Source organism: Parasphingorhabdus sp. NYA22, from assembly GCF_976973735.1.
Map to the genome: position 1 here is coordinate 3,500,676 of NZ_OZ333477.1, position 25,425 is coordinate 3,526,100.

The 25,425-nt window shown below is 57.1% G+C and carries 26 protein-coding genes and 1 pseudogene; 9 read left to right on the forward strand and 18 right to left on the reverse strand.

Annotated features, from left to right (window positions below; all coding sequences use genetic code 11):
* Positions 1-99: 99 nt before the first annotated feature.
* The 3 genes and pseudogenes from ACWFTY_RS16675 to ACWFTY_RS16685 form a co-directional block, all read right to left on the reverse strand.
* Positions 100-576 (reverse strand): DUF2793 domain-containing protein, encoded by a 477-nt coding sequence (locus ACWFTY_RS16675; protein ID WP_447525299.1) that lies wholly within the window; start codon positions 574-576, stop codon positions 100-102.
* Positions 509-961 (reverse strand): annotated as a pseudogene (locus tag ACWFTY_RS16680) (terminase large subunit domain-containing protein); the annotation flags it as partial. The pseudogene ACWFTY_RS16680 and the gene ACWFTY_RS16675, both read right to left, overlap by 68 nt.
* Positions 954-1,442: a hypothetical protein gene (locus tag ACWFTY_RS16685; protein ID WP_447525300.1), complete on the reverse strand. Its 489-nt coding sequence runs from the start codon at positions 1,440-1,442 to the stop codon at positions 954-956. The pseudogene ACWFTY_RS16680 and the gene ACWFTY_RS16685, both read right to left, overlap by 8 nt.
* 218 nt (positions 1,443-1,660) lie before the next feature.
* Here ACWFTY_RS16685 and ACWFTY_RS16690 point away from each other — a divergent pair, with 218 nt between their 5' ends.
* Together ACWFTY_RS16690 and ACWFTY_RS16695 are read left to right on the forward strand one after the other, a co-directional pair.
* Positions 1,661-2,029 (forward strand): hypothetical protein, encoded by a 369-nt coding sequence (locus tag ACWFTY_RS16690; RefSeq protein WP_447525301.1) that lies wholly within the window; start codon positions 1,661-1,663, stop codon positions 2,027-2,029.
* Positions 2,030-2,408: 379 nt separating this feature from the next.
* Entirely contained in the window at positions 2,409-2,681 is a 273-nt protein-coding gene (locus tag ACWFTY_RS16695) for a hypothetical protein (protein WP_447525302.1), read from the forward strand.
* A gap of 118 nt (positions 2,682-2,799) precedes the next feature.
* Here ACWFTY_RS16695 and ACWFTY_RS16700 read toward each other — a convergent pair whose 3' ends face one another.
* Positions 2,800-2,955, reverse strand: a complete 156-nt coding sequence (locus ACWFTY_RS16700) for a hypothetical protein (RefSeq protein ID WP_447525303.1) — start codon at positions 2,953-2,955, stop codon at positions 2,800-2,802.
* Here ACWFTY_RS16700 and ACWFTY_RS16705 point away from each other — a divergent pair.
* Entirely contained in the window at positions 2,954-3,709 is a 756-nt protein-coding gene (locus ACWFTY_RS16705) for a DUF3800 domain-containing protein (RefSeq protein WP_447525304.1), read from the forward strand. The genes ACWFTY_RS16700 and ACWFTY_RS16705 overlap by 2 nt on opposite strands.
* Before the next feature lie 188 nt (positions 3,710-3,897).
* Here ACWFTY_RS16705 and ACWFTY_RS16710 read toward each other — a convergent pair whose 3' ends face one another.
* The 3 genes from ACWFTY_RS16710 to ACWFTY_RS16720 form a co-directional block, all read right to left on the reverse strand.
* Complete coding sequence (locus ACWFTY_RS16710; RefSeq protein ID WP_447525305.1) at positions 3,898-4,869, reverse strand: IS1595 family transposase; 972 nt, start codon at positions 4,867-4,869, stop codon at positions 3,898-3,900.
* Positions 4,870-4,966: 97 nt separating this feature from the next.
* Positions 4,967-6,748, reverse strand: coding sequence for a patatin-like phospholipase family protein (locus ACWFTY_RS16715; RefSeq protein ID WP_447525306.1), 1,782 nt, complete (start codon positions 6,746-6,748; stop codon positions 4,967-4,969).
* Positions 6,749-6,822: 74 nt separating this feature from the next.
* Positions 6,823-7,890, reverse strand: coding sequence for a DUF2855 family protein (locus ACWFTY_RS16720; RefSeq protein WP_447525307.1), 1,068 nt, complete (start codon positions 7,888-7,890; stop codon positions 6,823-6,825).
* A gap of 148 nt (positions 7,891-8,038) precedes the next feature.
* Between ACWFTY_RS16720 and ACWFTY_RS16725 the strand changes: the two genes are divergently transcribed.
* The 3 genes from ACWFTY_RS16725 to ACWFTY_RS16735 all read left to right on the forward strand — a co-directional run bounded on the left by ACWFTY_RS16725 (position 8,039) and on the right by ACWFTY_RS16735 (position 11,873).
* On the forward strand, positions 8,039-9,595 hold the full coding sequence (locus tag ACWFTY_RS16725; RefSeq protein WP_447525308.1) for an alanine/glycine:cation symporter family protein: 1,557 nt from the start codon (positions 8,039-8,041) through the stop codon (positions 9,593-9,595).
* A 247-nt stretch (positions 9,596-9,842) separates the two neighbouring features.
* Positions 9,843-10,424: a YqaA family protein gene (locus tag ACWFTY_RS16730; protein WP_447525309.1), complete on the forward strand. Its 582-nt coding sequence runs from the start codon at positions 9,843-9,845 to the stop codon at positions 10,422-10,424.
* Between the two features lie 75 nt (positions 10,425-10,499).
* A complete protein-coding gene (locus ACWFTY_RS16735) occupies positions 10,500-11,873 on the forward strand; it encodes a glutamate--cysteine ligase (protein ID WP_447525310.1) in 1,374 nt (457 codons plus the stop codon).
* Between the two features lie 20 nt (positions 11,874-11,893).
* On the opposite strand, the gene ACWFTY_RS16740 is transcribed toward ACWFTY_RS16735, so the two are convergent.
* From ACWFTY_RS16740 to ACWFTY_RS16755, 4 genes are all read right to left on the reverse strand, one after another.
* Positions 11,894-12,448 carry an HAAS signaling domain-containing protein gene (locus ACWFTY_RS16740; protein ID WP_447525311.1) on the reverse strand — a complete coding sequence of 185 codons (555 nt, stop codon included), beginning with the start codon at positions 12,446-12,448 and terminating at the stop codon, positions 11,894-11,896.
* 1 nt (position 12,449) lies between these two features.
* Positions 12,450-12,830, reverse strand: coding sequence for a PadR family transcriptional regulator (locus ACWFTY_RS16745; RefSeq protein ID WP_447525312.1), 381 nt, complete (start codon positions 12,828-12,830; stop codon positions 12,450-12,452).
* A 79-nt stretch (positions 12,831-12,909) separates the two neighbouring features.
* Complete coding sequence (dinB, locus tag ACWFTY_RS16750; protein ID WP_447525313.1) at positions 12,910-14,016, reverse strand: DNA polymerase IV; 1,107 nt, start codon at positions 14,014-14,016, stop codon at positions 12,910-12,912.
* 39 nt (positions 14,017-14,055) lie between these two features.
* A complete protein-coding gene (locus ACWFTY_RS16755; RefSeq protein ID WP_447525314.1) occupies positions 14,056-15,633 on the reverse strand; it encodes a pentapeptide repeat-containing protein in 1,578 nt (525 codons plus the stop codon).
* 89 nt (positions 15,634-15,722) lie between these two features.
* On the opposite strand from ACWFTY_RS16755, the gene ACWFTY_RS16760 reads away from it, so the two are divergent.
* Together ACWFTY_RS16760 and ACWFTY_RS16765 are read left to right on the forward strand one after the other, a co-directional pair.
* On the forward strand, positions 15,723-16,976 hold the full coding sequence (locus ACWFTY_RS16760; RefSeq protein ID WP_447525315.1) for a multidrug effflux MFS transporter: 1,254 nt from the start codon (positions 15,723-15,725) through the stop codon (positions 16,974-16,976).
* A gap of 31 nt (positions 16,977-17,007) precedes the next feature.
* Positions 17,008-17,442 (forward strand): DUF2147 domain-containing protein, encoded by a 435-nt coding sequence (locus tag ACWFTY_RS16765; protein ID WP_447525316.1) that lies wholly within the window; start codon positions 17,008-17,010, stop codon positions 17,440-17,442.
* Positions 17,443-17,688: 246 nt separating this feature from the next.
* Here ACWFTY_RS16765 and ACWFTY_RS16770 read toward each other — a convergent pair whose 3' ends face one another.
* The 7 genes from ACWFTY_RS16770 to ACWFTY_RS16800 all read right to left on the reverse strand — a co-directional run bounded on the left by ACWFTY_RS16770 (position 17,689) and on the right by ACWFTY_RS16800 (position 23,779).
* Positions 17,689-18,699 carry an SO2930 family diheme c-type cytochrome gene (locus ACWFTY_RS16770; protein WP_447525317.1) on the reverse strand — a complete coding sequence of 337 codons (1,011 nt, stop codon included), beginning with the start codon at positions 18,697-18,699 and terminating at the stop codon, positions 17,689-17,691.
* On the reverse strand, positions 18,699-19,892 hold the full coding sequence (locus tag ACWFTY_RS16775) for a parallel beta-helix domain-containing protein (protein ID WP_447525318.1): 1,194 nt from the start codon (positions 19,890-19,892) through the stop codon (positions 18,699-18,701). Before ACWFTY_RS16775 ends, ACWFTY_RS16770 begins: the two co-directional genes overlap by 1 nt.
* Positions 19,893-19,998: 106 nt before the next feature.
* Complete coding sequence (locus ACWFTY_RS16780) at positions 19,999-20,694, reverse strand: aspartate/glutamate racemase family protein (RefSeq protein WP_447525319.1); 696 nt, start codon at positions 20,692-20,694, stop codon at positions 19,999-20,001.
* 36 nt (positions 20,695-20,730) lie between these two features.
* Entirely contained in the window at positions 20,731-22,203 is a 1,473-nt protein-coding gene (locus ACWFTY_RS16785) for an NAD(P)(+) transhydrogenase (Re/Si-specific) subunit beta (protein ID WP_447525320.1), read from the reverse strand.
* The gene (locus ACWFTY_RS16790; protein WP_066743604.1) at positions 22,203-22,499 is read right to left on the reverse strand and encodes an NAD(P) transhydrogenase subunit alpha; all 297 of its coding nucleotides are present in this window, start codon (positions 22,497-22,499) and stop codon (positions 22,203-22,205) included. Before ACWFTY_RS16790 ends, ACWFTY_RS16785 begins: the two co-directional genes overlap by 1 nt.
* 10 nt (positions 22,500-22,509) lie before the next feature.
* A complete protein-coding gene (locus ACWFTY_RS16795) occupies positions 22,510-23,640 on the reverse strand; it encodes a Re/Si-specific NAD(P)(+) transhydrogenase subunit alpha (protein WP_447525321.1) in 1,131 nt (376 codons plus the stop codon).
* A gap of 16 nt (positions 23,641-23,656) precedes the next feature.
* Positions 23,657-23,779, reverse strand: coding sequence for an aa3-type cytochrome c oxidase subunit IV (locus tag ACWFTY_RS16800; RefSeq protein ID WP_447525322.1), 123 nt, complete (start codon positions 23,777-23,779; stop codon positions 23,657-23,659).
* Between the two features lie 169 nt (positions 23,780-23,948).
* Between ACWFTY_RS16800 and ACWFTY_RS16805 the strand changes: the two genes are divergently transcribed.
* Positions 23,949-25,376, forward strand: a complete 1,428-nt coding sequence (locus ACWFTY_RS16805; RefSeq protein WP_447525323.1) for a sigma-54-dependent transcriptional regulator — start codon at positions 23,949-23,951, stop codon at positions 25,374-25,376.
* The last annotated feature ends 49 nt before the right edge of the window (positions 25,377-25,425 follow it).

The window sequence follows — 25,425 nt, forward strand, 5'->3', positions numbered from 1 at the left end:
GCGAAAATGTCGCCATTTTCGCCATTTACCCCAAAAAATAGGCCGCCAACTCGGTAGGATAGCGGAAATCCGCTTGCCAGCGGGTTAGGAAAGTCGGTTTTACGGGCCGGACACCAGAATTCCTTGCGCCACAAGAGCGGCCAAAATCGAATCGATAGCCAAGCGCGCCTCGATGTCAACGACGCTGCCCGCTTCCGGATTTGGGATGGTTTCCGCCAATTGCCAGGAATCGCGATAAACGGCAAAATTGTCGGTTGATTCGATATAGACCCGCATCAACGCCAACGGCGCGATGAACAGCCAGCCATTTCCCGTCCAGCCGGCGATGTGATCATCATGGCCCAGCCAGTCATTTGTGGCGCCCGGTGCGACAAGCCATGACTGTCCGGGAACCGGCGCAATATTGGCAGGATCGCTCTCGATCGCCTGCACGGTCGGGTGAAGCAAAAAGTCGATTCGGGCGAGCGCCTCGTTGTGAAATAATTCCTTATGCGCCTGCCCCGTTGCCGTGGCTATGTTGCGGCCCGCGCAAGCCCTCCGGTTCGGCGGCGGAATAGAGATGCGCCTGCGCGCCATTGTCCCAAGTCAACCGCTTCAGCGACGGCTCCCATAGCGGCCGTTGTTTCGGCGGCGCGATCGACAACAGACCGCTTTCGCCTTCGACCATCACCGTGCGGGTCTCGGCGTAATTGGCCCCGACCAGAGCAAATCGGGCGCTGCCATCGCCCTCGGCGATGCTGCGCACCCATTCGGCGCCAGCCCGGGTTTTACCAAATCCGCGCCCCGCCATGATCAGCCAGATCGACCAGTCCCCGGCGGGCGGTCTTTGGCCGGGCCGCGCCCAGAAATTCCAGCGGTAGAAAAATTCCTGCTGCTCACGGGGGCTCAACGAAGAGAAAAACGCGTTGCGTTCCCGCGCCGTCCATTCGGCAAAAAGCTCCGCCTCGGAGACATCATTCATCGTTATCGGACGTCGGCTGCTTTCCCTCTCCTTCGGCCAGCGCCCGGCGGCGGAGCAGCTCCATGCGCATGTCTCCGAGTTTGCGGTCGAGATCGATACGCACTTGATCGGGGTTGATATCATCCTCGATCGCGCGAGTCAGCGCGACGATCTCTTTGTGCGCCAGCAGTAATTTGACGCCGATGCCGTCATTATATTGCGTGACCGTCGCGATCTGCTCACCTTCATGGAATACGGGCTTGTCGACACCGTTGCGTGCGCGGTCGAGCAAATCCATTTCGAGCAGTTCGTAACCGGCGGCTAGCGAGCGCATCCATTGCCGGAAAAACTCCGGATCGCGCTCGCGCCAGCTATAAACAGTCGACACCGCAACACCGGCGGCCTTCGCCGAGTTCGCCACGTGCGAGCTTATCGCAAGCTCTTTCAGGAACTTCAGCTTGCGTCTGTTGTCATAACATCCCCTGACTTCTGATTTTGGCATAATATACTCCGTGCCGGCCCGACGTGAATCATCCGGACATAAAAAAGGGCCTCCCGGTCGGAACGGCCCCGCCTGTCCGGCGGGGTCATTCAGAGGCGGCTGGCCCGAATCACAATTTCGCGATGTTCCCTATATGTACCCAAACAGCGTGACAATGGGCGTTTATATATCTTACAAACCCACTATCCAGAGAAACGAACCACTGATATGAAAAGAACATGGCAAAAGAGGATACTATCGCCGCAATATTTCTTGGCCTACTCGGTCTTGGGGGTACAGCGATGATTGCGTTTGCACCAACCGTATTCCCAAACAATGAGGCGTTGTTTTTTTGGGTAGGGGTGGTTCTCGTTATCATCAGCCTAGCTGGCCTTACGTGGTGTTTTATATCTTTTCTGAAGGAGAAGAAGATGAAAAAGGAAACACCAGTAAATCCACCGACACCGCGAAGTGCGTTCATTCGAGGAGACAACATCGGAAAAATAAGTATTGAAGAATCAACTTCAAGCGCCGATGACTTCTTCGATGTCAAAAACACCGATGAAATCACCTCGAAAAAAAACACGCACACCCCCAGCAAAGGCTAGTGTGCCAATCTCTATTCATAATGTCGCGTTCGTCAATTTTGGAGTTGCTGCGATATACGCGAATGGCTGCGGCATTGATGCTCAAGATCTGAAAATATTTGAAACACCAGTAGCCTTTGAACTGCATGGCGGAGCGTCTCTTGCGGCTAAAAATATAGTACACAAGCCATAATCAGCGCAAACAAACCCCGCATGAACCAATACCCCGCTGGCAGGACCAGCAGAAACACGATCAGGCCTAGCAACAGCTCTTCTGGTTCGGGCGGGTCCATTGCGCCAAATTAACGGGGCAGTTTCGTGTAGGAAAGCGGAGTCCGGTTTGGTCAAATAGACTCTTTCAATTTTGACTGATAGACTCCCGGCTTGAGGGGAGGGGTAAATGGCAGTCCTAATGATAACTTATGACTTAAATACGCCGGGCCAAAATTACCAAGCTATCTATGACTACATCAAGGAAAACTATACTTGGTGCAAAGGGATGGAGTCCGTTTGGTTGGTTGACACTACAACTTTACCCAGCGCCATTCGAGATGATTTGATTGCGATTTGTGACGAGAACGACAAAATATTTGTCGTTAAAATCACTAAGCAATGGGCTTCGCTTGGTTACTATTGCGCGGACTGGCTGAATGACAGTGCACGCAACTGGTAGTGGGCGATCCATAAGGCTGGCCGCCAATCTTGAATTGGATGCCCAACAAGCGAGCAACAGCCGATAATATCTTAATTCTCATTACGGGTATCTATATACCACAGGTATTATAATACCGTCAACTCTGCTTGTCGTCTTTCGGGCTCGGTTTAACGACCGTTTTTAGCCGCTCTTCCCAACGTTGTTCGTTTTCGTCCGCTTCTAGTTCGCGGGCGGCTTCTTTGAATTTATCGGATTGACTCTTACTATCAACATCTGGCTTTATCATTGTCATGGCAATTATTGCGCGGGCAGGCCGCGAACCTCCTAATCCTGAAGAGTTATCGGACATATATATAGACGAAAGCAGTCAAACTAAACACCGCTTTCTGCTCCTGGCAGGCATGATCGTCCAAACCAACAAAGTGCCAGAAGTTTTGGCTGAAATTAACCGCCTTAGATTGCCTGAATTGCCCCACGGGGAAATGAAATGGAACAAAGTCTCCAACTCTAAATTGTTGTGTTACAAGCGCATTGTTGACGGCTTTTTCGACCGGCCTCAATTCTCAGGGGTTCATTTTCATTCGATTATTGTTGATACCCATCACCTTAATCATCGGGCATTTAATGACGGTTCTCGTGAAGTGGGTTTCAACAAAGAAATCTACCAGCTCGCATCCAAGTTTGCTCGCCTTTATAAAAACCGCCTTTTTCACCTATACTTGGATCAACGCGAAACAAGCCAGAGGCCAGAAGATCTAAGGACAATACTGAATTTTGGACGCAGCAAGGTTGGTGATAGCCGTGAATGGCCCTTTAGACGAAGTCACTTCAGAGACTCTAAAACGACACCAGCCCTCCAAATGGTTGATATATTTGCTGGCGCGATTGCTTATCATGTTAACGGACACATCGATCTTGAAAACGCTTCGCCCGCAAAGGTAAGGCTAGCCCGCTACATCCTTCGCCGCGCGGGGATTGTTGATCCAACAAAGGACACATCGATGAGTGGAAAATTCACCATCTGGCATCGACAATTACGGAAATAGCGTCCCCCGGACTTAGGCTGGCGTTGCCAACCACCGCCAGTCGGCGGCTCCTTTTACCCTAGGTAGAAGGCTCGTACCGGGGGAGAATTTGAATATGCACATTGCTTGGTAAATGTCAAGATTTATAAGGTCTGTTACGGTGTGGTTTTGTCCTCCACCGAGAGCGGACTCTCTTAGTTTTATGCGGCTTACGCGGCTGCACGTTTGCCGTTAGACCCCCCATAAGTCAGACGCTTGCCAGAGATGCCCTTGAGCGCATTTACAGACCGCATATTATCGTCAATTTCCAGTGCCGCACGGTTGCTGTAGCGGAAGTCAAATTCAGCCAGATAGCGGTGCAGATGCTTCTCTTGGCAATGCTGGTAGACACCGCGCATACCGCGCTTGAAGATGCTGAAAAAGCCTTCAATGTTGTTCGTGGTCTTGCCGTCTTTCATATACTGGCCAGCACCGTGCAGGACGCTGGTGTGAGAGATAAACTCTTTGCCGACTGCTTTGTAGAGGGTGCTTTCGTCGGTCACTAGCTGGCTTTCACGGTCGATGTTTTTACGCACGATCTGCGCGACTTCATCCTTGACCAGACCCGGCGCATAGATCGAACGGGTTTTGCCGGTGCTTTTGTCCAGAAGGCTGACAACGCGCATTTTGTGGCTAGAGCCGCGAGTGCGCTTCATATAGCGCATTTCAGGCTTGTTACCGATGTAGGTCTCGTCCGCCATAACTTCCGCGCCGTTGCCGCCCATAATGTCCAAAGCGCCATCGCGCATTGCTTCGCGGATACGGTGGGCAAGGAACCATGCCGACTTGTAGGTGATTTCCAGAACACGGTGCAGATGGTGAGCCGAAATGCCCTTCTTGCTGCTGGTCATCAAATAGACGGCCTGTAGCATCTTGTGGAGAGGGATGCGGGCATGTTCAAAGACAGTGCCTACCTTGACGGTGAACTGCTTACGGCACTCGCCACACTTTTTCAGGCCGTGACGAATTGCGCCTTCTGGGTTTTTCTTGCTTGGCTTGCCGCGAACGTCCGACAGATCATAAATTCGTCCATCGACCACGCCGCAATGAGGGCAAACAACACCCTTCGACCAGATGATTTGTTCCAGATAGGTGAACGCTTCAGCTTCGTTGTGGAAATATGGTTTCGATAGAACAGACATTGCTTAACTCCTTGCGAAGTTTATGCCATTTTCTAGCGGGTTTGTAAAGTATATAATTGCCGTGACAATGTCAAGATATTTTTACCTATATGGTAAATTACCCTCCGAGATCGATCGTCGGAATGACCTGTTCGCTAATATAATCCGCTGCCATATCCGCCAGTTCCCGGCCGAGATGCCAATCCAGAATCTGCATATTGGCAATGATCGGGGGGCTCACCAATATATCCTGCTCGCCGAGCATTTCCTTCGACGCCATCCGGCTGGCCACCACCATCGAACGCGACATGATCTCGACAATCGAAGGAAACTCGCTCGCTCGCTTGCGCCGCAGGATCACGTCCCGCAGCAGGCTCCAGCGTCCGCGAATATCGTTATAAAGCGCATCGGTGCGCCAGACCTCGTTCGGGTCGCCCAGCGACACCACGATATTCGGCCCGGCCTTCAGCCCGTGCATCACCTTGACCGGCACATTGTCGAGCACGCCGCCATCGACCAATATATTGCCGTCCCCGTCAATAAATGGCGGCAATATCGTCGGCAGCGATCCCGAGGCGCGGACGCATTCCCACAAGGGACCGCGCCGGTGGATATGCAGGCCGTTGGTCGACAGGTTGGTCGAGACGCCGAAAAAATTGATCGGCTGATCGGCAATATCCCTTGTGCCGTAACGGGTTCTGAGCTCGCTATCGAACACGGTCGGATCGAGCAGCGAGTAAATCGGCAGGGTCAGCCGCCGCATCGCCTTGGCGTGGATGAACATCGCCTCCATCTGGTCGAGCGTTTCATCCACCGACATGCCGCGCGCGATCGCGCCGCCCATGGCCGCACCAGCGCTCGCCCCGCCGATGAAGTCGATCGGGATATCGGCCCGCTGCAATGCCTTGATAACGCCGAGATGGGCACAACCCAAGGCGCCGCCACCGGCCAGCACCACGCCCACTGCCCGACCGGTCAGGAAACGGGCGACCTTGATAAAATCCGCACCAGTGTCGAGCGCAACATGGTGGTGCAATTTGGGAGCGCGCGGATCGATCCAGTCACCGCTGTGGCTGATTGTCTTGCCGGCGTTTGACCGGAGCAACAGCAGCGTGCGCTGCGGTTCCGCAATCCAGCCCATCGCCGCTGTTTCCATCGCATTGGATTCGGGATCCGCCTGGCCGGGTCGTCCGACCATCACCAGCGCATCGGCATTGCGACAGACCATCTGCCCCCAGTCGTCCGATCCACTGCCGTCGATCAGGACATAAGCGCCTTTGGCTTCCTGCTCCGCCAGCCAGGACTGATATTCGTGCGCATCCGCTGCCTCGCTCGTCGACCGGTCGATCGGTATCACCGGCGTATCCGGCCGGACCACCGCTTCGAAGGCCTCTGCCATCCGCGCCAGAAATCCATCCGGCATCTGGCTGTTCCCGGCGGGCAGCATGGCAATAACCCGCGGATTTTTTGATGTTACCGAAGACGTCCGGGCCGTCGCTATGGCCAGTCGTTCGGAAACCAGCTTCAGCATCGCGGCATATAGTTCGGGATGCTGACGGGCAATGTCGTCAAAGGCCCGGCGCGAGACTTCCAGCACTCTGGAATCGCGGGTGGCGATGACGTCGGCAGTACGCTTGCCACCAGCAAAAAAGGCCAGTTCGCCGATCGCTTCGCCGGTTTCGATATGGGCGACGATCCGGGTCTTGTTGACCACCACCCGGAAACGGCCGGATTCAACAAAATAGAGCGCGTCGGCGTCATCTCCCTGAATAACCAGCGCCTCGCCGCCGGCAACTCGTTTCATCACCGAAGTCGATTCCAGCGCGTCCAGCGCCTCCGGTGCTACGTCCCTGAAAAGAACATGGGTCCCCAGGTCCGGCAGTTCTGTAGGTTCAGCCACGCTGTTTCCCCCATCGGTGCGACCCGAACCGATCCGTTATCCTGCCAATTCGGCCGACAATCAAGTCATACTGTCTATGCCAGATGACACATCAGGCCGCGGCTGGGCTCTACCTCGTTTGCCAGCATCGACAGATAAGCGGATTGCAGCGCATCGCGTCCTTCCAGATCCTCGATCTTGAGATAGGCGCTGGCACCGGTCACGAATGCGGAAAATTGTTCGTCGACCCGCGCGCGGAACGCCGCCGGGCCGATTTCCTTGATCAGGACTTCAGCGGCTGTCGGCGCAAAGAAAAGCTCCGGCTTGGGCCCAGGCAGATCGTCGGCTCCGCCACGCTCCGCAATATGGGTCACGCCGACCAGGGAACTGAATTTCAGATTGTCGCCCCAATGATCATGGATAGCACCCAGCAACTGGCCGCTCCCGGCGAAGTCGACCGAGACTGTGGGCTTGGCCGCGTCGGCTGCCGACAGATTATCGTAGGTCACGACCTCGTCATAAAGCCCCGACTTCTCGACAAACGCCTTGTTGCCCGCCGAGGTCAGGCCAATGCGCCGGATCGATGGGCTCAGGCTTTTGGCAACCATCGCCAGACCCAGGGAGGTTTTCGAGGAGGCACTGGTCATCAGCAACGCCTCGGCGCCGAACCAGTCATTCGAGCGCATGAAATGTTCGATCAGGAAGCTGGTGGTGAACAAAGGCTGGAAAATGGCCCGCTCCGTTTCCAGTGCAGCCTGGTCAGTACCGAGCCGGTTATATTGATTGTAGATGATCGCCAGCCCCTGCCGGTGCGCGGCTCCGTCGACGAAGCCGCCATCCTGCACATTGGTCGGCGTGACCAGCAAATGGCTGGCCATCGGCAAATAGCCATAGACCCGCTCGCCCACCGCAATATCGGCATTTTCAGACGCCACGACCTTGGCAAAGCCCCAGACCGGAACAATGCCCCATTCGGCATCGCCGGTCGGAAAGAAATTCCAGTAGCCAAAGCCGTCACCAACCACAGCGTAGGTGATGTTATTGGCCGTCAGGGCATATTTCTCGACGGCCAGCAATATCTGGCCATCGGCCAGGGACGGCATATCGCTTTCATGCCATTGCGATTGCGCGAGTTCGTTTTTCTTTACCCACAGGCTTTGCATTATTCAGACTCCATCCGATTTTCCGGTTCCGGAACAGCATAAGGGCTCACGCCCATTTGGCAAAAGCATTTGCCAAAAACCGTCCGCCTGCTAATCCTGCCCGCTAGCATAGAATTTGCGCGTCCGCGCGCCATGGGGGAGAATTTTTGTGAGTGCAGCACCGGTTTCAGGATTTGAAGCGGCGATAGTGCCCGTAACCAATGTTTCGGACTTTATCTGGGCTGGTACATGGGAAGGAGCAGAAATACTCCCGATACCGCCGATGGTCGTGATACTGCTCGGTGCGGGCATATATTTCATGGTCGGCCTGCGCGGCTATCCGCTTCGCCGCCTGTTTCCGTCTCTCGCCGGACTGTTCAAAAAATCGTCCACCAAGGGTGCAGGCGAGATTTCTCCTTTCGCAGCGCTTTCAACAGCCTTGTCCGGCCAGGTTGGTACCGGCAATCTAGCCGGCGTCGCCACCGCGATTACGCTTGGCGGGCCCGGCGCAATTTTCTGGATGTGGGTGACCGCATTGTTCGGCATGGCGCTCGCCTTTGCCGAAGGCTCGCTTGCGGTGCGGTTCCGCTCGCAAGCCGAAGACGGCACCTATCGCGGCGGACCGATGACTTATATCACCATCGGCCTAGGCCCGAAATGGACATGGCTGGCGATTCTCTTCTGCCTCGGTACGCTCTTTTCAGCCCTCGTGACGGGCAACGGCATTCAGGCCAACAGCCTCGGCGACAGCGCCAATGAATTATTCGGTGTCGAAGAATGGGTCGGCGGCGCGGTCGCAGCGGTTGCGGTCTTTGTCGTCATCATCGGCGGGATCAAATCGATTGGCCGCGTGGCCGAAACCATCGTTCCGTGGATGGCGGGAGCCTATCTGCTGATGGCCTTGATCGCGCTCATCATCAACCTGCCCGACCTGCCGGAAACCTTCGGACGGATTTTCGGAGGCGCCTTCAACGCGCAATCGGCGAGCGGCGGTTTTCTCGGCGCAGCGATTATTATCGCCATTCGCGCCGGTGTCGCGCGCGGCCTGTTCTCCAATGAAGCCGGTCAGGGTTCAACCCCGATCGCTCACGCTGTGGCACAAACCAATGACCCGGCGGCGCAGGGACGCTTCGCGATGATGGGCACCTTTATCGATACCGTCGTGATCTGCACGATGACCGCATTGGTGATGCTCACGGTTGCCGGTAATTTCACCTTTACCGATGCCGATGGTGTCAAACAGGTGGTCGAACACGCTTGGCAATCGGATCTGAACGGCTTTGCCATGACCTCCGGCGCCTATGCAGCGGCCTTCCCTTTCCCAATCTTCGGGATTCCGGTCGGCACACTGGTTGCCTCGGTGGCGCTGATCCTCTTCGTTTTCACGACTCTGCTGACCTGGAGCTATTATGGCGAGCGAGCGATCACCTATCTCTATGACCTGACCCCCGGATCGACGCTGAAGGGTGAAAACCGGCTCCACTTCACATGGCGGATCTTATGGTGCCTGGTAATCTTCGTCGGCTCTTTCGCACCGCTGGAACTGATCTGGCGTATGGGCGACATTTCCAATGCCGTGATGACCCTGCCCAATATCGTAGCTCTGCTGGCGCTCTCCGGTGTCGTCTTCGCTCTGGCCAAGGGCAATCGCGCCGCCGGCACCGACCATGGCCGCGAAACGCCCAAGGAATTGCTGGAAGAGATTACCGGCGCACCGGGGCACTAGATGGAATCTTCTTTGGACATCAGGCGCCGGGCGGGCGCATCCGCGCCCTTGGCTATCGCGCCAATAAGGCGCGGCGGACGCCATCCGTTTTATGTGGCGGCCTTGCCTCGTTTCGCTCGGTTAGAATCCAATCATGAGTGAGAGAGTCGAACCGACGCGAAGCGAGGCAAGCGCGACCGCGCGCGCGAGCTTATGCGAGGAAAGCCAAGCGCGCGGATGCGCCCGCCCGGCGCTTGAGGTTTAAAAAATGCTGAAAAAACTCTACGAATGGATGCTCGACAAGGCCGCGCATCGACAGGCCCCGAAATGGCTCGCGGGCATCAGCTTTGCCGAATCCAGCTTCTTTCCGATCCCGCCCGACGTCATGCTGGCACCCATGTGCCTGGCAAGACCAAAACGTGCCTATTGGTACGCCCTGATCTGCACCATCGCTTCCGTGCTCGGCTCGCTGCTCGGCTATGCCATCGGCTATTTTGTCTTTGAAACCGTCGGGATGCCAATCCTCGAATTCTACGGCGTCCTCGAAAAGTTCGATGTTTTTGCCCAGAATTTCAATGAACAGGGCTGGGTCGTTGTCCTGCTGGCCGGGTTCACCCCGCTGCCGTTCAAGGTGATCACGATCGCCGCCGGCAGCACCGCGATGCCACTGCATATCCTCATCGGTGCCGCCATTGTCGCCCGTTCCGCGCGCTTCTTTCTGGTCGCCGCCCTGCTCCGCTATTTCGGCCCGCCGATGAAGGATTGGATCGACAGGAACTTTGCCCTCGCCACCACCGCCGTCGGCATTCTCTTCGTCGGCGGCTTTGCAGCCGTGAGCTGGTTGCTCTGACAAGCAACAATAGCTTTTAGCGCAACAGTATTTTTTTCTGTGGCCTAGCCACCGATGATTTCCTAAAGCCGGAAGATGAGCACAAGACAGGTTTCCAGCAGCGACGATCCCGTGATCGAGAATATCGACCAGTTGATCGAACCCATGGCCCAGGGCGAAAAGCCCAAGGACCGCTGGCGGATCGGTACCGAGCACGAGAAATTCGTCTATTCCACCACCGACCATCACGCCCCCAGCTATGACGAGCCCGGCGGCATAAAAGACCTGCTGCTCGCCATGCAGGAATTCGGCTGGAAGCCGGTCGAAGAGGGCGACAAGGTGATTGCCATGTCGGGCAGTGATGGCGCGATCAGCCTCGAGCCCGCCGGTCAGCTCGAACTTTCCGGCGCGCCGCTGGAAAATCTGCACGAGACCTGCAACGAAACCGGCCGGCACCTGCAACAGGTGAAGGCGATTGGCGAGAAAACCGGCACCGGTTTCCTCGGCATGGGCATGTGGCCGGACAAGACCCGCGCCGAATTGCCGATCATGCCCAAGGGTCGCTACCAGATCATGCTCGACCATATGCCGCGCGTCGGTAATCTCGGCCTCGACATGATGCTGCGCACCTGCACGATCCAGGTCAATCTCGACTATGCCAGCGAAGCCGATATGGCACAGAAATTCCGCGTCGGCCTGGCGCTGCAACCGCTAGCGACCGCCCTATTTGCCAATTCGCCCTTCACCGAGGGCAAGCCCAACGGCTATCAAAGCTTCCGCAGCCATATCTGGTCCGATACCGATCCGCACCGCACCGGCATGCTGCCGTTCGTGTTCGAGGAAGGCTTCGGCTACGAACGCTATGCTGAATATATGCTCGACGTGCCGATGTATTTCGTCTTCCGCGACGGCAAATATATCGACGCAGCCGGCCTCAGCTTCCGCGATTTTCTCAAGGGCAATCTGTCAGTCCTGCCGGGCGAAAAGCCGACCATGTCGGACTGGACGGACCATCTCTCGACGGCCTTCCCCGAAGTGCGCCTGAAAAGCTTCCTAGAGATGCGCGGTGCCGACGGCGGTCCATGGAATCGCATCTGCGCCCTGCCCGCATTCTGGGTCGGCCTGCTCTATGACCAGACCGCGCTCGATGCCGCATGGGACCGGGTCAAGGGCTGGAGCATGGAAGAACGCGAAGCGCTGCGCAACGGCGTTCCAAAGCTGGGCCTCGACACACCGATCCCCAATGGCCAGACATTGAAAGACCTCGCAGTAGAAATTCTCGACATATCGTCCGCCGGCCTCACCGCGCGCAACCGCCTGAACACCAGCGGCGACAATGAAAGCGGCTTTCTCGACCCGCTCCGCGAAGTGGTCGCCAAGGGTAAGTCACCGGCGGCGCAACTGCTCGAACGCTATCACGGCGAATGGAACGGCGATGTCAGCCGGATCTATGACGAAATGAGTTTCTGATCACTGGCTGCCAGCAGAGTTTAGCTTTTCAGCTTTAGGACCCTGAGCAGCCGGGTCGCCAAATAGGCAGCAGCGATGCCCAATCCAATCGCGACCGGTGTCATCCACCAGCCCATGAGTTCATGCGTGCCTGCAGGAACTTCCGACAACGCACCAATCACAACCGTCATCCCCGATTCATCGGCCCAGAAACCGACAGCATCCGGATCGAACAGTTTATACATGCCGATCGCCAGCAAGGTGGCGGACAGGCTGTAGCCCATTAGGCCTGTGGCCCAACGGAGCCCAGTGGTCGCACCCCTTTTCACTTTCTGAATAGCCCGGAACCCTCTGGGTGGCGGAGCACCCTTCAGGATATGGTCGACATATTGTCCGGCCAGATCGCGCGGCTGGCCGAAGCCTTCCAGGATAGCCGAAGCATCGATCATCTGACCGGTCCCTTCGCGCATTTCCATCACATCATAGATGTGGCTCTCGATCTCGCGCAGCACGTCATCGGCATCTTCCTGGTCGAGGCGCGACAAAAACCGCATCAGCGATTGCAGGTAATTATGGATCATCTCGCGATCTGACATATCAGTCTCCTTTCGGGCGGATCGGTCCCGGCCCGGGATTGTTCAATAAGGTTTCAATATCCTCGATGGATTTGCGCCAGCGGACCGTCAGATCGGCCAGCTTCTCCTCACCCTTCATGGTGAGCCGGTAATATTTGCGAGGCCTTGTTTCGCCCTCTTGCTGCCAATGGGCGTCAACTAGGCCATCCCGTTTCAGCCGGTCCAGCAGGGGATATAAAGTCCCCTCTGTTATCGCCGTCGTCTCGAGGGATTGCAGCTGGCCGAGCAGCTCAAGGCCATATAGCCGCCGCTCTTTCAATACCGCCAATATGACCAGTTCCAGCGTTCCCTTGCGCAGCTGGGCGTCCCATTTGGACTCAATATTCTTTTGCGATTCCATCATGGTGCCTTGCTTAACATTGTTACTATGTATTGCAAGGTATAGTCTATAGCAAGGCTAAAATTGGTACGTTGCCGCTCCGCTAAAATTCGAACGCAGGCTGATCGTCGCTTTCATCCGGCACAGCCGCTGCTTCCGCTCCTTCCAGATTGGCAAGCGTCAACCCCAACAAGCGCACACCATTTTCCACCGGCATTATACTCGCCAGCAAGTCCCGGCCGATCGCCGCAAATTCATTCTTGTCCGCGACATAATGATCCACCGAATGGGACCGCGTCACTTGCCGGAAGTCCGCATATTTCGCCTTCAGCGTCACCGTCCGCCCGCGTGCTTCGCATTTCTCGATACTGTTCCAGACGATATCGATAATATGCTCGAACGCGTCGTGCATATCGCTGTCGCTGACCAGATCGTCGCCATAGGTCCGCTCGCCGCCGACCGATTTGCGAATCCGGTTGGACCGTACTTCGCGATGGTCGACGCCGCGCGAGGCCCGGAACAGATAGCCCGCCGACTTGCCGAAATGCTGGCTCAGGAAAGCCTGCGATTGTGCGCGCAGATCGGCGCCGGTGTGGATATCCAGTTTCGCCATCCGCTCCGCCGTCTTCGGGCCGACGCCATAGAAACGCCGCACCGGCAGCCCGGCGACAAAATCCGCCCCCTGATGCGGCTTGATCACGCAGATGCCATCCGGCTTGTTCTGGTCCGAGGCAATCTTGGCGATGAATTTATTATAGCTGACCCCGGCGCTGGCGGTGAGACCGGTCTGCTTCCTGATCTCGGCGCGGATCATCTCGGCAATCCTTGTCGCATTGCCAATTCCCATCTTGTCCTCGGTAACATCGATATAGGCTTCATCCAGCGACAGCGGTTCGACGAGATCGCTGTGCATGCGGAATATCGCCCGGATCTGCTGCGACACTTCGCGATAGACCTCGAACCGGTGCTTGACGAAAATCAGGTCGGGACAGCGGCGCTTGGCAGTCACCGAAGCCATAGCCGAACGCACGCCGAACACGCGCGCTTCATAAGAAGCCGCCGCGACAACGCCGCGCTTGGACGAGCCGCCCACCGCCACCGGCTTGCCACGCAATTCAGGAAAGTCCCGCTGCTCGACGCTCGCAAAAAAAGCATCCATATCGATATGGATGATCTTGCGCTGGAGCAGATCGGGAGCGGAGTCGGACATCGCGTCAGTCTAGCGCCTGTTGCCCCGCTTGGGGAGCAACTACATTTCTTCGCTCAGCGATTTTCGATAGGCGTCAATTATCTCATCGCTAACATCGACACGGATCGTCTCGCTCAGGCTCGCACGCATGCCACAGCTCATGAAATCGCCCGCCTCGGGATATAATTTATAATCCGGGCGACCATCGGCAAATATCTCCAGCCGGCCGTCCCATATCCGGAAGATCGGGATAGCCGCTCCTTCGGATACCGGGATATACCAGCCGGAGGCATTGTCGAAATAGAGATGCGAGGCGTAGATGCTGCACAAATGGGCGTTTGCCCCGACCGCGCTGCCCCTGATCGTGTAAAGCCCGTCATCCCCGCGTTCGACCAGGATCTCGCTCATCGAAGCACCGACCAACACGGGCGCGATTCGGGCGAAAAGTTCGGACCCGACAACCGCGACAGGAAGCGGCAACAGATCATCGATGAACAACGCAGCCTCACCGCGGGCCAGCCATTGGCTCTCGCCCAATAGGGCAAGCAACTGCCCCTTGCGCGCGCTATAGCTTTCACGGATGCAATCCGCGGGATATTCCGCGACGCCACACAGGTTGCGCTGTTTCAACCATGTTCGCTGGCTTGCCCTCACGCCGCCATCTTTCTCTTTCGCTAGCCGGTATAAACTAGCGATTTCGCGGTCCGCCGCGCGCAAATCACTGGCATATTCGCCGCAAATTTCCCGTTCGACCTTGGTGCTTCCCTTGGCACAATCAAAAGACGGCCGCCCTTCCACAGCTTTCTGCCTGGCGGTCTCAGCCAACAGAGACCGCGCCTCGTCAGCGGCAACCTGCACATCGCTGCCACCGCCGCGCAGGATAACAGCACCGCGGAATTCGGCCTCCGCCAAATAGGACAATTGCCTTGGCGCGATGATCGTCTGATCGAGAACCGCACCGGTCAGGTCGACGTCATACAGACCAAAACTGTGCAGCGTGGCTCCGGAGAAATCCGTTCCCTGCGCGCTCATCTTGACCCCGCCCTGATAAACCGGACAGCCATCGGGCACTGTGATCCCGCATTCAAAGACGAAACCGCTCATATTCGCACCGTCGATATTCCAGCCCTCGACACTGCCCTCGAACCAGCCGCCATCAAAATGGCCGCCGCTGAAATCCGCATCTTGCGCAGAGACCTCGGCAAGATTTGCATTGCGAAACATTATTCCGGGCATTTGGGCACCGCGCAAATTCGACCCAGTCAGATCCGATTTGATGAAGCCTATGCCTCCTGCTTGCGTATTGGAAAAATTCGCATTGGTCAGTTTGCTACTGTCAAAGCAGATATTGGCAAGCGGGATTTCAGAAAAATCCCAGCTCGAAAAATCGCCGCCGCTGATGATTCTCAGACCCGCTTCCCGCGTGCCGGTCATCCGCATGAAATCCGAGACGGTCTTTATCGACGCACCATCGATCTCGCGGTGAGGCACATCGGTAAAGTCCTCGGCCCAGATATCGCCAAAGGCGGACCGGCAACCAGATTCTGCTCGCGGCTCTGCCGCTTCAGCGCTGGCTGCGCTCGCGCCCCCCAGCGCTACCCCCATCAATACCAGTCGCAGGAACGTTCCGCTCTTCATGCAATTTTCTCCGCTTTCCGGCCCGTAATTGCATCCGGATTATCATTTCTGCTATAGCCACATCCACGCGATCTTGCCATAGGCCACCGGTGCAACGCAAAGCTCTCCCATTTCCCATAGGCCGTAAAGAACTCATCATCATGATGGCGAGCCTGATGTCGCTGAACGCTCTGGCGATCGACATCATGTTGCCTGCGCTCGGCCTGATCTCCGACGATTTTGCCTTGCCCAATGTCAATGACCGGCAATGGACCATCACCTCCTATATTTACGGCATGGCGATAGGCTCGATTTTATACGGTTCGCTCGCGGATCGTTATGGCCGCAAGCCGGTCCTGCTGGTGACCATTGGCATATATACGGTCTTCGGCATTTTATGCGCTCTCGCATGGGATTACCAATTGCTTCTGATTGGTCGCTTCATCCAGGGGCTCGCCGCCTCGGCCATGGGCGTGTTGGCGAACAGCATCATCCGGGATCGCTACGAAGGCGATGCAATGGCCCGCTCGATGTCGACCATCATGATGGTGTTCATGATTGTTCCCATTACAGCCCCCCTGCTCGGCCAGATGGTTCTCCATGTCGCGCCGTGGAAGGCAATATTTCTGGTATTGTCCACCGCCGGGCTAGGGACATTTCTTTGGGTAAGCACCCGACTGCCAGAGACTCTGCATCCTGACCACAAGACCCCGATCAAGGCCAGATCAATCGGCGCGGCATGGTATGGCGTTATCTTCAATCGCAACAGCTTTGGCCATGTCATCGCCAGCGGCCTGATGATGGCTCCTCTCTTCGCTTATATCGCATCGGCCCAGCAGATATTCTTCGATATATTCGATGCTGGTGACATTTTTGTCTATATTTTTGCATTGAATGCAGGGGCAATGTCTGTCGCCAGTTTCACCAATTCGCGGATCGTCATGCGCTTCGGCGCGCGCCGGGTTTCCCAATCCGCACTGATCTTTTTCATCCTGGTATCGATCGTCCATTTTGCCCTCGCCGAGGCCGGTGTGGTCAATCTCTGGGTCTTCATGGCGTTGCTCGTCCCCTCGATGGGAATGGTCGGGTTCACCGGAGCCAATTTCAGTTCCATAGCGATGCAGCCGTTTGGCAAGACCGCCGGCGTTGCCTCCTCCTTCCAGAATTTTACCCGCTCCGGTCTGTCGGCAATGATCGGCGCAGCGATCGGACTGCAATTTGACGGCACGATATTGCCGCTCGCCACCGGCTTTCTGGTCTGCGGCGTGGCATCCCTGGCGTTTATCTTCTGGGCCGAAAAGGGCAAATTGTTCCGGCGTGTTCAGACTGGCGTAACCGCCAAGGATCTATTGCCTCGGTCCTGACCTACCCATCATCGGCAGAGGGAATAAGACAATGTCCATTTTTACCCCTGGAAAATTAACGGCTAGCCTGATCCCCGCCGCCATGGCCTTTGCCAGCCCGGCGCTGGCAGCGGATTCAATCAACGGCGACTGGATCACCCAGGACCGCGATGCCATCGTCAAAATCTCCAAATGCGGGACGAGCGTCTGTGGCCGCATCTATAAATATCTGGTCACCCCGCCCAATGGCGTCGGCCAGAAGGACATCAACAATCCCGACAAGAAACTGCGCAATCGCACTTTGCTGGGTATGGCGATACTGACGGGATTCAAGCCCGATGGCGATATCTGGCGGGGCAAGGTCTATGATCCGAAGTCGGGAAAAACCTATCGTTCGGAAGTCAGCCTGAATTCGGCCAACAGTCTCAAGATGAAGGGCTGTGTCGCATTTTTCTGTCAGGGCCAGAACTGGACCCGGGCGAAGTAAGAGTGCGTGACGCAATATCCTGTTCCCCGGCGAAGGCCGGGGCCCATCTCGTGCCCTTTCGGCTTACAGGCAATGCTGTAGAACGCGCAATCGGCGCGGTCAGCGATCATCAGTTCTCTTGATTAATTCGGAAATATTCGGAGATGGACCCCGGCCTTCGCCGGGGAACTACCGGCTCCCGATCACTCGCCGGCTTTGCGCCACCGCGCCCTTCCAACCAGCGATCCTGCTGGTCATTATTAGTCCCTATTCCATCTCCGCGATCCACTGGCTCAGCAGCGCCACGCCCTCGTCATGGACGATCGAGCGGCCCACTTCCGGCATCGAGATTCCCGCTTCCAGACTGTTCAGGCGGTAGATCATGATGCTGCCGTCCGGGTCGCCGGGCGCGATGTCAAAATCATGGGTGCCGCTGCCCCGCCCCGCCGCAACCGGCCGTTTCAGTATCCCGATGCGAACCGGCATGTCTTCTTCATAGGTCAGGAACAGTCCGGAGTTGCTCGCCGAGCCATTGATATTGTGACAATGGGCGCAATTGACGTCGAGATAGCCGCGCGCGCGGTCGTTCAGAGGCGCGCTGGTCTCGCCCCAGACCGGCACGCGATATTCGACCTTGGGCGTCCGGTCGATCAGGCCGAGCCTGACGAAGTCCGACAGCTGTCCGTCATGGGTCAAATTACGCGCCTTGGGGCCGATCGGTGTAACCGCTTCCGACAAGGCGTGACATTCCTTGCACTGGTTCTTGTTGGGAACGGCATAGCTGGTTGAACGCTCCCGGCCCGACGGATCGGTGAACGTGACGGGAATGCGCGCGCCCGCGACTTTCAGCTTCGCCTCGGTCTGCTCTTCATTCCAGACATAAGACAGCGCCAGCCAGCCGTCGGCGCGGTGCAGCAGCACCCTCGTCTCGAGCAGCCGGTGCTCGCCATCAATCTCGTAGCCGAAGCTCTTGATCAATGCCGATCCCACCGGAAAGTCGAGCAACCCGTCGCCCTCCGCCTTCGCCTGCTGTCCCTCCGGCACATAGATGAACCGGTATTTTTCCGCATAGTCGGTGAACAGCGGCGTGTTGAGCGTATAAGGCGTCACCCGGTCATTGGGCTGCCAGCCGGCTGCATCCTTGAAAAACCGATAGTCCGATAGCACCCGCGGCAAGCCGTCGGACAGGATCACCCCGTCCGCGACTCCCGCAGGTTCACGGGCCCCTACCGAGAATGTCAGCGCCACGATCGCGCACGCAGAAGCCAGCAAACGCATTATTTGATCGCGTCTTCCATCGCCTGCGGCAAGGTGATCGGCTTCAGTTGCCGGCCGTCAAAGGGCTCGCTGGCTCCCGCGACGAGAGCAGGCTTGGCTTCGGCGAGCGACTGGCCGGGCGTGGTCAGGCCCAGCGTCAGGACCGCGACATCATCGCCGATCAGGATATTCTCCCCCGTGCCATCCACGATAATCGGCGGAATAGCGCCGCCAAAGGCGGCCTTCAACTGCGCGCCGCCAGTGAAGACCGGATTGTAGCCGGCGCGACCATGATCATTCTCAAACACCCGCACGCCGATCGGCTTGGGGTTATAATTGGGGTCCTTCTGCTCCTTGCTGTAGGAAACGATCAGGATATTGCCGGTGCCGTTCTCGGCGAAGCGGTTTTCGAACACCTCCACCTCATAGTGCGACATCACCATGACCCCCATGCCGGCGGGAACCTCGGCGACAATATTGCCTTCGGGCGCGAAATTCGGTGTGTTATTATCGACCACGATATTGTCGAACACCCGGACATTCCGGCCACCCTGCTTGGGAATATTGGGCAGATCGAAGACCAGGATGCCGCCGGTATTGTTGACCGCGACGTTGTTATAAACATCCGCGCCGACGCTGTTTTCGATCTCGATGCCGGCGACGTTGAACTTCGCCACGCTGTTGCGGACGATGATATTCTCCGACTGGCCGACGTAAATCCCGGCATCGGAAGAGCCGATCGTGACCACGCTGTCGACCAGCACATTGCTGCTCTCGACCGGATAGATCGCATAGGCACCGTTTTCCTTATGCGGCCCGCGGGTCCATTCCACCCGGACTTTATAATAGACAATATTGTCCGCGCCCTTCGACTTGATCCCGTCGCCCTTGCTGTCCTCGATCGCGAAATCGCGCAGCACCACATGGTCGGATGTCACCAGCAGGCCTTCGCCCGCGCCGAGCTGTCCGGCAAAGTTGAGCACGCTCTGGTCCATGCCGGCGCCACGGATGGTGACATTGTCGACATCGAGCGACAGGCCGTCGACCAGATCAAAGCGGCCTGCGCCCAGTTCGACTACATCGCCCGGTTCGGCGAGGATCAGGGCTTCCTGAAGCCGTTCCTGGGCATCTGCGCCGGGCTCGACGGTGACGTTTTTCGCGAGTGTCGGGGCGCTCAGGCAAAGCGCGGTGGCAACCATTAGACTGCGTATCATATCTCTCTCCTCCAAGAACGAGACATGATGCCGCAAAATCCGGTCGATGCCAAGAGCATTGACATGAATGTCAGTTAAATTGGGAAAGCCGGACTAGTGGCAGGGCCTAGCCCTCGGCGAGAATCCATTCGATCGCCGCGTCGGCATGAATTTCGGTGCTGTCGTAAATCGGCAGGATATTGGCCTTGGTATCGATGATCAGGTCCAGTTCCGTAGAGCCCAGCACCACCGCCTCGACATCGCCCTTGGCGATATTGGTGATATAGGTTTTCATCGTCCGCTCGGACTCGCGCTTGGCCTCATTGAACATCAGTTCTTCGTAGATGATCCGGTCGATCTCCTCGACCCGTTCTTCGTCCGGCGGGGACAGGACTATCCCCTTGCCAACCAGACGTTTGCGATAAAAGCCCTCGGTCATCACATTGCGCGAACCGATCAAAGTCGCCATCTTTATGCCATCGGCAACCATCTTGTCGCCCACGCAATCGGCAATGTGAATGATCGGCACACCGACTTCCGGTTGCACCTGATCATAGATTTTGTGCATCGCGTTGGAACAGATCAATATCGCGGTCGCCCCGGCATTTTCCAGCCGCTTGGCCGACCGGGTCATCAGACCCGCCGCAGCTTCCCAGTCATCGTCCGACTGCAGCCGGGCATAGTCGCTGAAATTGACGCTCTCGATCAGCATATGCGGGCTGGCAAAGCCGCCCAGCCGCTTTTGCACGATCCTGTTGATCCGCGTGTAGTAGCTGGCGGTTGATACCCAGCTCATCCCGCCAATCAGGCCAATTTTACGCATTGAAATTACATTCCCTGAAAAATCCGAAGTCGGCGTCTAGAGCGCCTTTACAATTTCTTCGCACATTTTCTTCGCATCGGAAAGTAACATCATGGTCTGGTCCATATAAAAGACCTCGTTATCGACCCCGGCATAGCCGACACCGCCCATCGAACGTTTGACGAAGAATATCGTCTTGGCTTTCTCGACATCGAACACCGGCATGCCGTAAATCGGCGATCCCTTGTCGGTTTTCGCCGCCGGATTGACCACGTCATTCGCGCCGATAATGAAGGCCACATCGGCCTGGGCAAATTCGCTGTTGATATCTTCCAGCTCGAATACCTCGTCATAAGGCACGTTGGCTTCAGCCAGCAACACGTTCATATGGCCGGGCATACGGCCCGCAACGGGGTGGATCGCATATTTGACGCTGACGCCCTGTTCTTTCAGCATATCGCCCATTTCACGCAAGGCGTGCTGGGCCTGCGCCACGGCCATGCCGTACCCTGGAATGATGATCACGCTCTCGGCCTGTTTCATCATATAGGCGGCATCCTCGGCCGAACCGCGTTTCCACGGGCGGTCGATTTTCGCTGCGCCGTCGCTGCTCACGGCCTCTGCGCCAAAGCCGCCGGCAATCACGCTGATGAAGCTGCGGTTCATCGCCTTGCACATGATGTAGGACAGGATCGCACCGGACGAACCGACCAGCGCGCCGGTAATGATCATCGCGGTGTTGCCGAGGGTAAAGCCCATCGCCGCTGCCGCCCAGCCGGAATAGCTGTTCAGCATCGACACGACGACCGGCATATCCGCGCCGCCGATCGGAATGATCAGCAGGAAGCCGATCAGGAAGCTCAAGCCCACGATGGTCCAGAATATCGCGCCCGTGCCAACGGTCGGCGCAATCGCGAAATAGGCGGTCAGTCCGATGATCGCGCCCAATACGCCGAGATTGATGACATGACGCAGCGGCAGCATGATCGGCGCGCCCGACATATTGCCGTTGAGTTTCAGGAAAGCGATAACCGAACCGGAGAAGGTGATCGCACCAATGGCAACGCCAAGGCCCAGCTCGACGCGGCTGACCGTCAATATTTCACCCGTCGCATCCAATATGCCAAAGGCACCGGGATTGAGATAGGCGGCGATACCCACAAGCACGGCGGCCAGACCGACGAGGCTGTGGAAAGCGGCAACCAGCTGCGGCATATCGGTCATGGCGATACGGCGCGCGGTAAAGAAACCGATCGCGCCACCAATGGCGATGGCACCGGCGATTTCCGGCAGGCTGGCAATGCTGTGTGTCCACAAGGTCGTGACCACGGCAATCAGCATCCCGGCCATGCCGAAACGGTTGCCCGTACGGCTCGATTCGGGCGACGACAGGCCACGCAGAGCGAGAATGAAAAGCACACCGGCAATCAGGTAAGCGGCTGCAACCCAAGGGTTTACCGGTTCACCGGAAGAGGCCAGCGCCGGGGTCGAGAAGAGAAGCGCGGAGGCGCCAATCAATGCGTATCGCATTATTTGCGCTCCTTTTTCTTGTACATCGCGAGCATGCGCTCGGTCACGGCAAAGCCGCCAAAAATATTCACGCTCGCCAGCACCACGCCGACCAGACCCAGCCATTTGGCAGTCTGGCCGCCATCCGCCTGCGATCCTGCCGCCGCCGCAATCAGCGCCCCGACAATGATCACCGAGGAGATCGCGTTGGTTACCGCCATCAGCGGCGTGTGCAAGGCCGGTGTCACCGACCAGACGACATAATAGCCGACAAAACAGGCCATCACGAAAATTGAAAGAATTGAAATAAAATCCATTGCTAACCCCCTAGTTCGCCAGAAGGCGCTCGTTCACAACCTTGCCATCTTTGGTAAGCCGTATGCCAATTGTTACCTCGTCGTCATCGGGCAGCACCGGCCGCTTGGCCTCTTCGTCCCAATAAGCGCTGAGGAAATTATAAAGATTGCGCGAGAAGAGCGCCGAGCTGTCGGCCGCCATCATCGCCGGAATATTGCTTGCGCCGATAATCTTGACGCCATGTTTCTCGACAACTTTGCCAGCGACAGCGCCTTCGACATTGCCGCCTTGCTCGGCGGCAAGATCGACAATCACGCTACCGGTCCGCATCGTCGCAATCTGCGCGTCCGAAATCAGGCGCGGCGCGGCGCGACCGGGAATCAGCGCGGTGGTGATGACGATATCCTGCTTGGCAATATGGGAAGACACCAGTTCGGCCTGGGCCTTCTGATATTCCTCGCTCATTTCGGTGGCATAGCCGCCCGAGCCTTCGCCCTCGATGCCTTCGACGGATTCGACAAAAATCGGCTTCGCGCCGAGCGACTGGATCTGCTCCTTGGTGGCGCTGCGCACGTCGGTTGCGCTGACCTGCGCGCCGAGACGCCGGGCGGTGGCAATTGCCTGCAATCCGGCAACGCCGACGCCCATGACAAAACAGCGCGCGGCGGAAACCGTGCCAGCTGCGGTCATCATCATCGGGAAGACGCGGCCATATTCGTTCGCGGCCAGCAGCACGGACTTATATCCGGACAGGTTCGATTGCGACGACAGGATATCCATCGATTGTGCACGGGTGATCCGCGGCATGAATTCCATCGCCAGCGCATCAATGCCCAGCTTCGCATAAGCATCAACCCGCTCGCGCTCGCCAAAAGGATTGAGGCTGGCAACCAGCCACGCGCCCTTCTTGATACCCTTCAGGCTTTCAGGGGCTGGCCCCTGCACTGCCAAAACAATGTCGGCATCTTTCAGCACGGCGGCGCGCGTTCCGATCGTCGCCCCCATATCCTTATAATCCTGATCGGAAACTGACGCAGACACGCCCGCTCCCTTTTCGACGGTTAGGGAAGCGCCGAGAGCGATAAACTTTTTGACCGTTTCTGGCGACGCGCTAACGCGCTTCTCGCCATCGGCGAGTTCCTTTAAAACCGCGATTTTCACAGAAGATTCCAATCAGTTAGGATATAAGTACAACGACCAGAGTGACCACCACGATGGAAGCGATCGTTCCGATCTTCAGCAGTGACAAAAAGCCGCTATATGTTTGTTCGGCTGCGCCCAGATTATTATTCGATGTCATGATTTCCCCAATATTTTCGTTCCAAACTGGCGCGAGGTGTAACCCTATATGGGCAAGGGCTCAAGTCCTACCCACCGTCATTTTGGATAGAATATTTATCCATCCTTTAATCGGCTCTTTACCGGTTGCCGCTATGAAAATGCTTCATTGTGGGACAATCGGGAAAAAAATGGCACAAAACGGCACAAAGTTACTGCTGCTTATCGACGATGAGCCGGCGCAATGCCGGTTGATTTCGGCATTGGCCTCGCGGGCTGGATTTCGCACGATCTATGCGCGCGACGCGGAAACGGCGATTGCCACGCTCGGCACGCAGGACGGGATGATGCTGGACGCTATCATCCTCGACCATTGGGTACCCGGTTCCGAAGCCACGGAACTGATTATCGAACTGAAAGCCCGCCGCCCTGCCCTGCCAATCCTGATGCTGACCGCCGTCGGGTCGATTGCGGAAGCCGTCGACGCCGTGCGCGCTGGTGCCACCGATTATCTGATCAAGCCGGTTGCCCCCGAACTGATGCTGCAGGCGCTCGATGCTGCGGTCGAATCATCCAAGGGTGCCGGTGAATTGCGCCCGCTCACCGAGAAAATCTCGGTGCCGCTCGAGTTTGAAGAAATTGTCGGGGCGGCCCCTGCCTTCCGCGCCGCGCTGGCGATTGCCGCCAAGGCCGCCCGCGCCCGGGTGCCGGTGCTGATCGAAGGCGAAGGCGGGGTTGGCAAGGAAGTCATTGCCGATGCCATTCACGCCGCCAGTCCGCGTTCAAAATTGCCGATGTTGAAGCTGAATTGCGGCGCAATCACCGGAAATCTGCTCGATTCGATCCTTTTTGGTCATGAAAAGGGCGCTTTTACCGGTGCTTTTGACCGCAAGATCGGTCTGCTCCAGCAGGCCGAAGGCGGCACGATCTTCCTCGATGAAGTCGACCGTATTCCGCCGGAAACGCAGGTCCGCCTGCTCCGCTTCCTGAAACATTCGGATATCCAGCCGCTCGGCAGCCCGAACAGTTTCCAGCTCGACGTCAGGGTTATCGCCGCGACCAATCGCAAACTGGAACGGGAAGTAGAAAAAGACAATTTCCGCGAAGATCTCTATTATCAGATGAACGTCGTCCAGTTGACCATTCCGCCGCTCCGCGACCGGACCGGCGATATTCCTGCACTGGCGCGGCATTTCCTGGCCCGCCTCGCGCTCCAGCCCGGCCTGCGCAGCCTTGGCATTACCGACGAAGCGCTCAATCTGCTGCGCAGCTATCGCTGGCCCGGCAACGTTCGCCAGCTGCAGAGCGTACTCTTTCGCGCCGCAGTCATGTGCGACCATAATGCGCTGAGCTGCGAGGAATTTCCGCAGATCGCCTCGTTTGTCGCCGAATCCGGCGATGCCGAACCGCATCTGATGAACAGTCCGGAAGGCATTGGCATCACACTCTATTGCGAAGACGGCAATTTGCGGCCGCTGGAAGAAATCGAGGCCGATGTAATCCGCCTCGCCATCGGCCATTATCGCGGCAGGATGACCGAAGTCGCGCGGCGTCTGGGCATCGGCCGCTCGACTCTCTATCGCAAGCTGGCTGATTTGGGCATTGATAACGCAGCATAATTTCGCCGCATCCTGTTGGAATTTGACATTTTCGGCCATTTCCAACAGC

Excerpts from the sequence above, each read along its gene's own strand:
- ACWFTY_RS16790 (WP_066743604.1), bottom strand. The coding sequence starts at position 22,499 with ATGGATTTTATTTCAATTCTTTCAATTTTCGTGATGGCCTGTTTTGTC.
- dinB (WP_447525313.1), bottom strand. The coding sequence starts at position 14,016 with ATGTCCGACTCCGCTCCCGATCTGCTCCAGCGCAAGATCATCCATATC.
- ACWFTY_RS16690 (WP_447525301.1), top strand. The coding sequence starts at position 1,661 with ATGGCAAAAGAGGATACTATCGCCGCAATATTTCTTGGCCTACTCGGT.
- ACWFTY_RS16770 (WP_447525317.1), bottom strand. The coding sequence starts at position 18,699 with ATGCGTTTGCTGGCTTCTGCGTGCGCGATCGTGGCGCTGACATTCTCG.
- ACWFTY_RS16675 (WP_447525299.1), bottom strand. The coding sequence starts at position 576 with ATGGCGCGCAGGCGCATCTCTATTCCGCCGCCGAACCGGAGGGCTTGC.
- ACWFTY_RS16755 (WP_447525314.1), bottom strand. The coding sequence starts at position 15,633 with ATGAAGAGCGGAACGTTCCTGCGACTGGTATTGATGGGGGTAGCGCTG.
- ACWFTY_RS16685 (WP_447525300.1), bottom strand. The coding sequence starts at position 1,442 with ATGCCAAAATCAGAAGTCAGGGGATGTTATGACAACAGACGCAAGCTG.
- ACWFTY_RS16710 (WP_447525305.1), bottom strand. The coding sequence starts at position 4,869 with ATGTCTGTTCTATCGAAACCATATTTCCACAACGAAGCTGAAGCGTTC.
- ACWFTY_RS16735 (WP_447525310.1), top strand. The coding sequence starts at position 10,500 with ATGAGCACAAGACAGGTTTCCAGCAGCGACGATCCCGTGATCGAGAAT.
- ACWFTY_RS16745 (WP_447525312.1), bottom strand. The coding sequence starts at position 12,830 with ATGATGGAATCGCAAAAGAATATTGAGTCCAAATGGGACGCCCAGCTG.
- ACWFTY_RS16775 (WP_447525318.1), bottom strand. The coding sequence starts at position 19,892 with ATGATACGCAGTCTAATGGTTGCCACCGCGCTTTGCCTGAGCGCCCCG.
- ACWFTY_RS16780 (WP_447525319.1), bottom strand. The coding sequence starts at position 20,694 with ATGCGTAAAATTGGCCTGATTGGCGGGATGAGCTGGGTATCAACCGCC.
- ACWFTY_RS16765 (WP_447525316.1), top strand. The coding sequence starts at position 17,008 with ATGTCCATTTTTACCCCTGGAAAATTAACGGCTAGCCTGATCCCCGCC.
- ACWFTY_RS16720 (WP_447525307.1), bottom strand. The coding sequence starts at position 7,890 with ATGCAAAGCCTGTGGGTAAAGAAAAACGAACTCGCGCAATCGCAATGG.
- ACWFTY_RS16740 (WP_447525311.1), bottom strand. The coding sequence starts at position 12,448 with ATGTCAGATCGCGAGATGATCCATAATTACCTGCAATCGCTGATGCGG.
- ACWFTY_RS16805 (WP_447525323.1), top strand. The coding sequence starts at position 23,949 with ATGGCACAAAACGGCACAAAGTTACTGCTGCTTATCGACGATGAGCCG.
- ACWFTY_RS16700 (WP_447525303.1), bottom strand. The coding sequence starts at position 2,955 with ATGACAATGATAAAGCCAGATGTTGATAGTAAGAGTCAATCCGATAAA.
- ACWFTY_RS16695 (WP_447525302.1), top strand. The coding sequence starts at position 2,409 with ATGGCAGTCCTAATGATAACTTATGACTTAAATACGCCGGGCCAAAAT.
- ACWFTY_RS16705 (WP_447525304.1), top strand. The coding sequence starts at position 2,954 with ATGGCAATTATTGCGCGGGCAGGCCGCGAACCTCCTAATCCTGAAGAG.
- ACWFTY_RS16800 (WP_447525322.1), bottom strand. The coding sequence starts at position 23,779 with ATGACATCGAATAATAATCTGGGCGCAGCCGAACAAACATATAGCGGC.
- ACWFTY_RS16730 (WP_447525309.1), top strand. The coding sequence starts at position 9,843 with ATGCTGAAAAAACTCTACGAATGGATGCTCGACAAGGCCGCGCATCGA.
- ACWFTY_RS16785 (WP_447525320.1), bottom strand. The coding sequence starts at position 22,203 with ATGCGATACGCATTGATTGGCGCCTCCGCGCTTCTCTTCTCGACCCCG.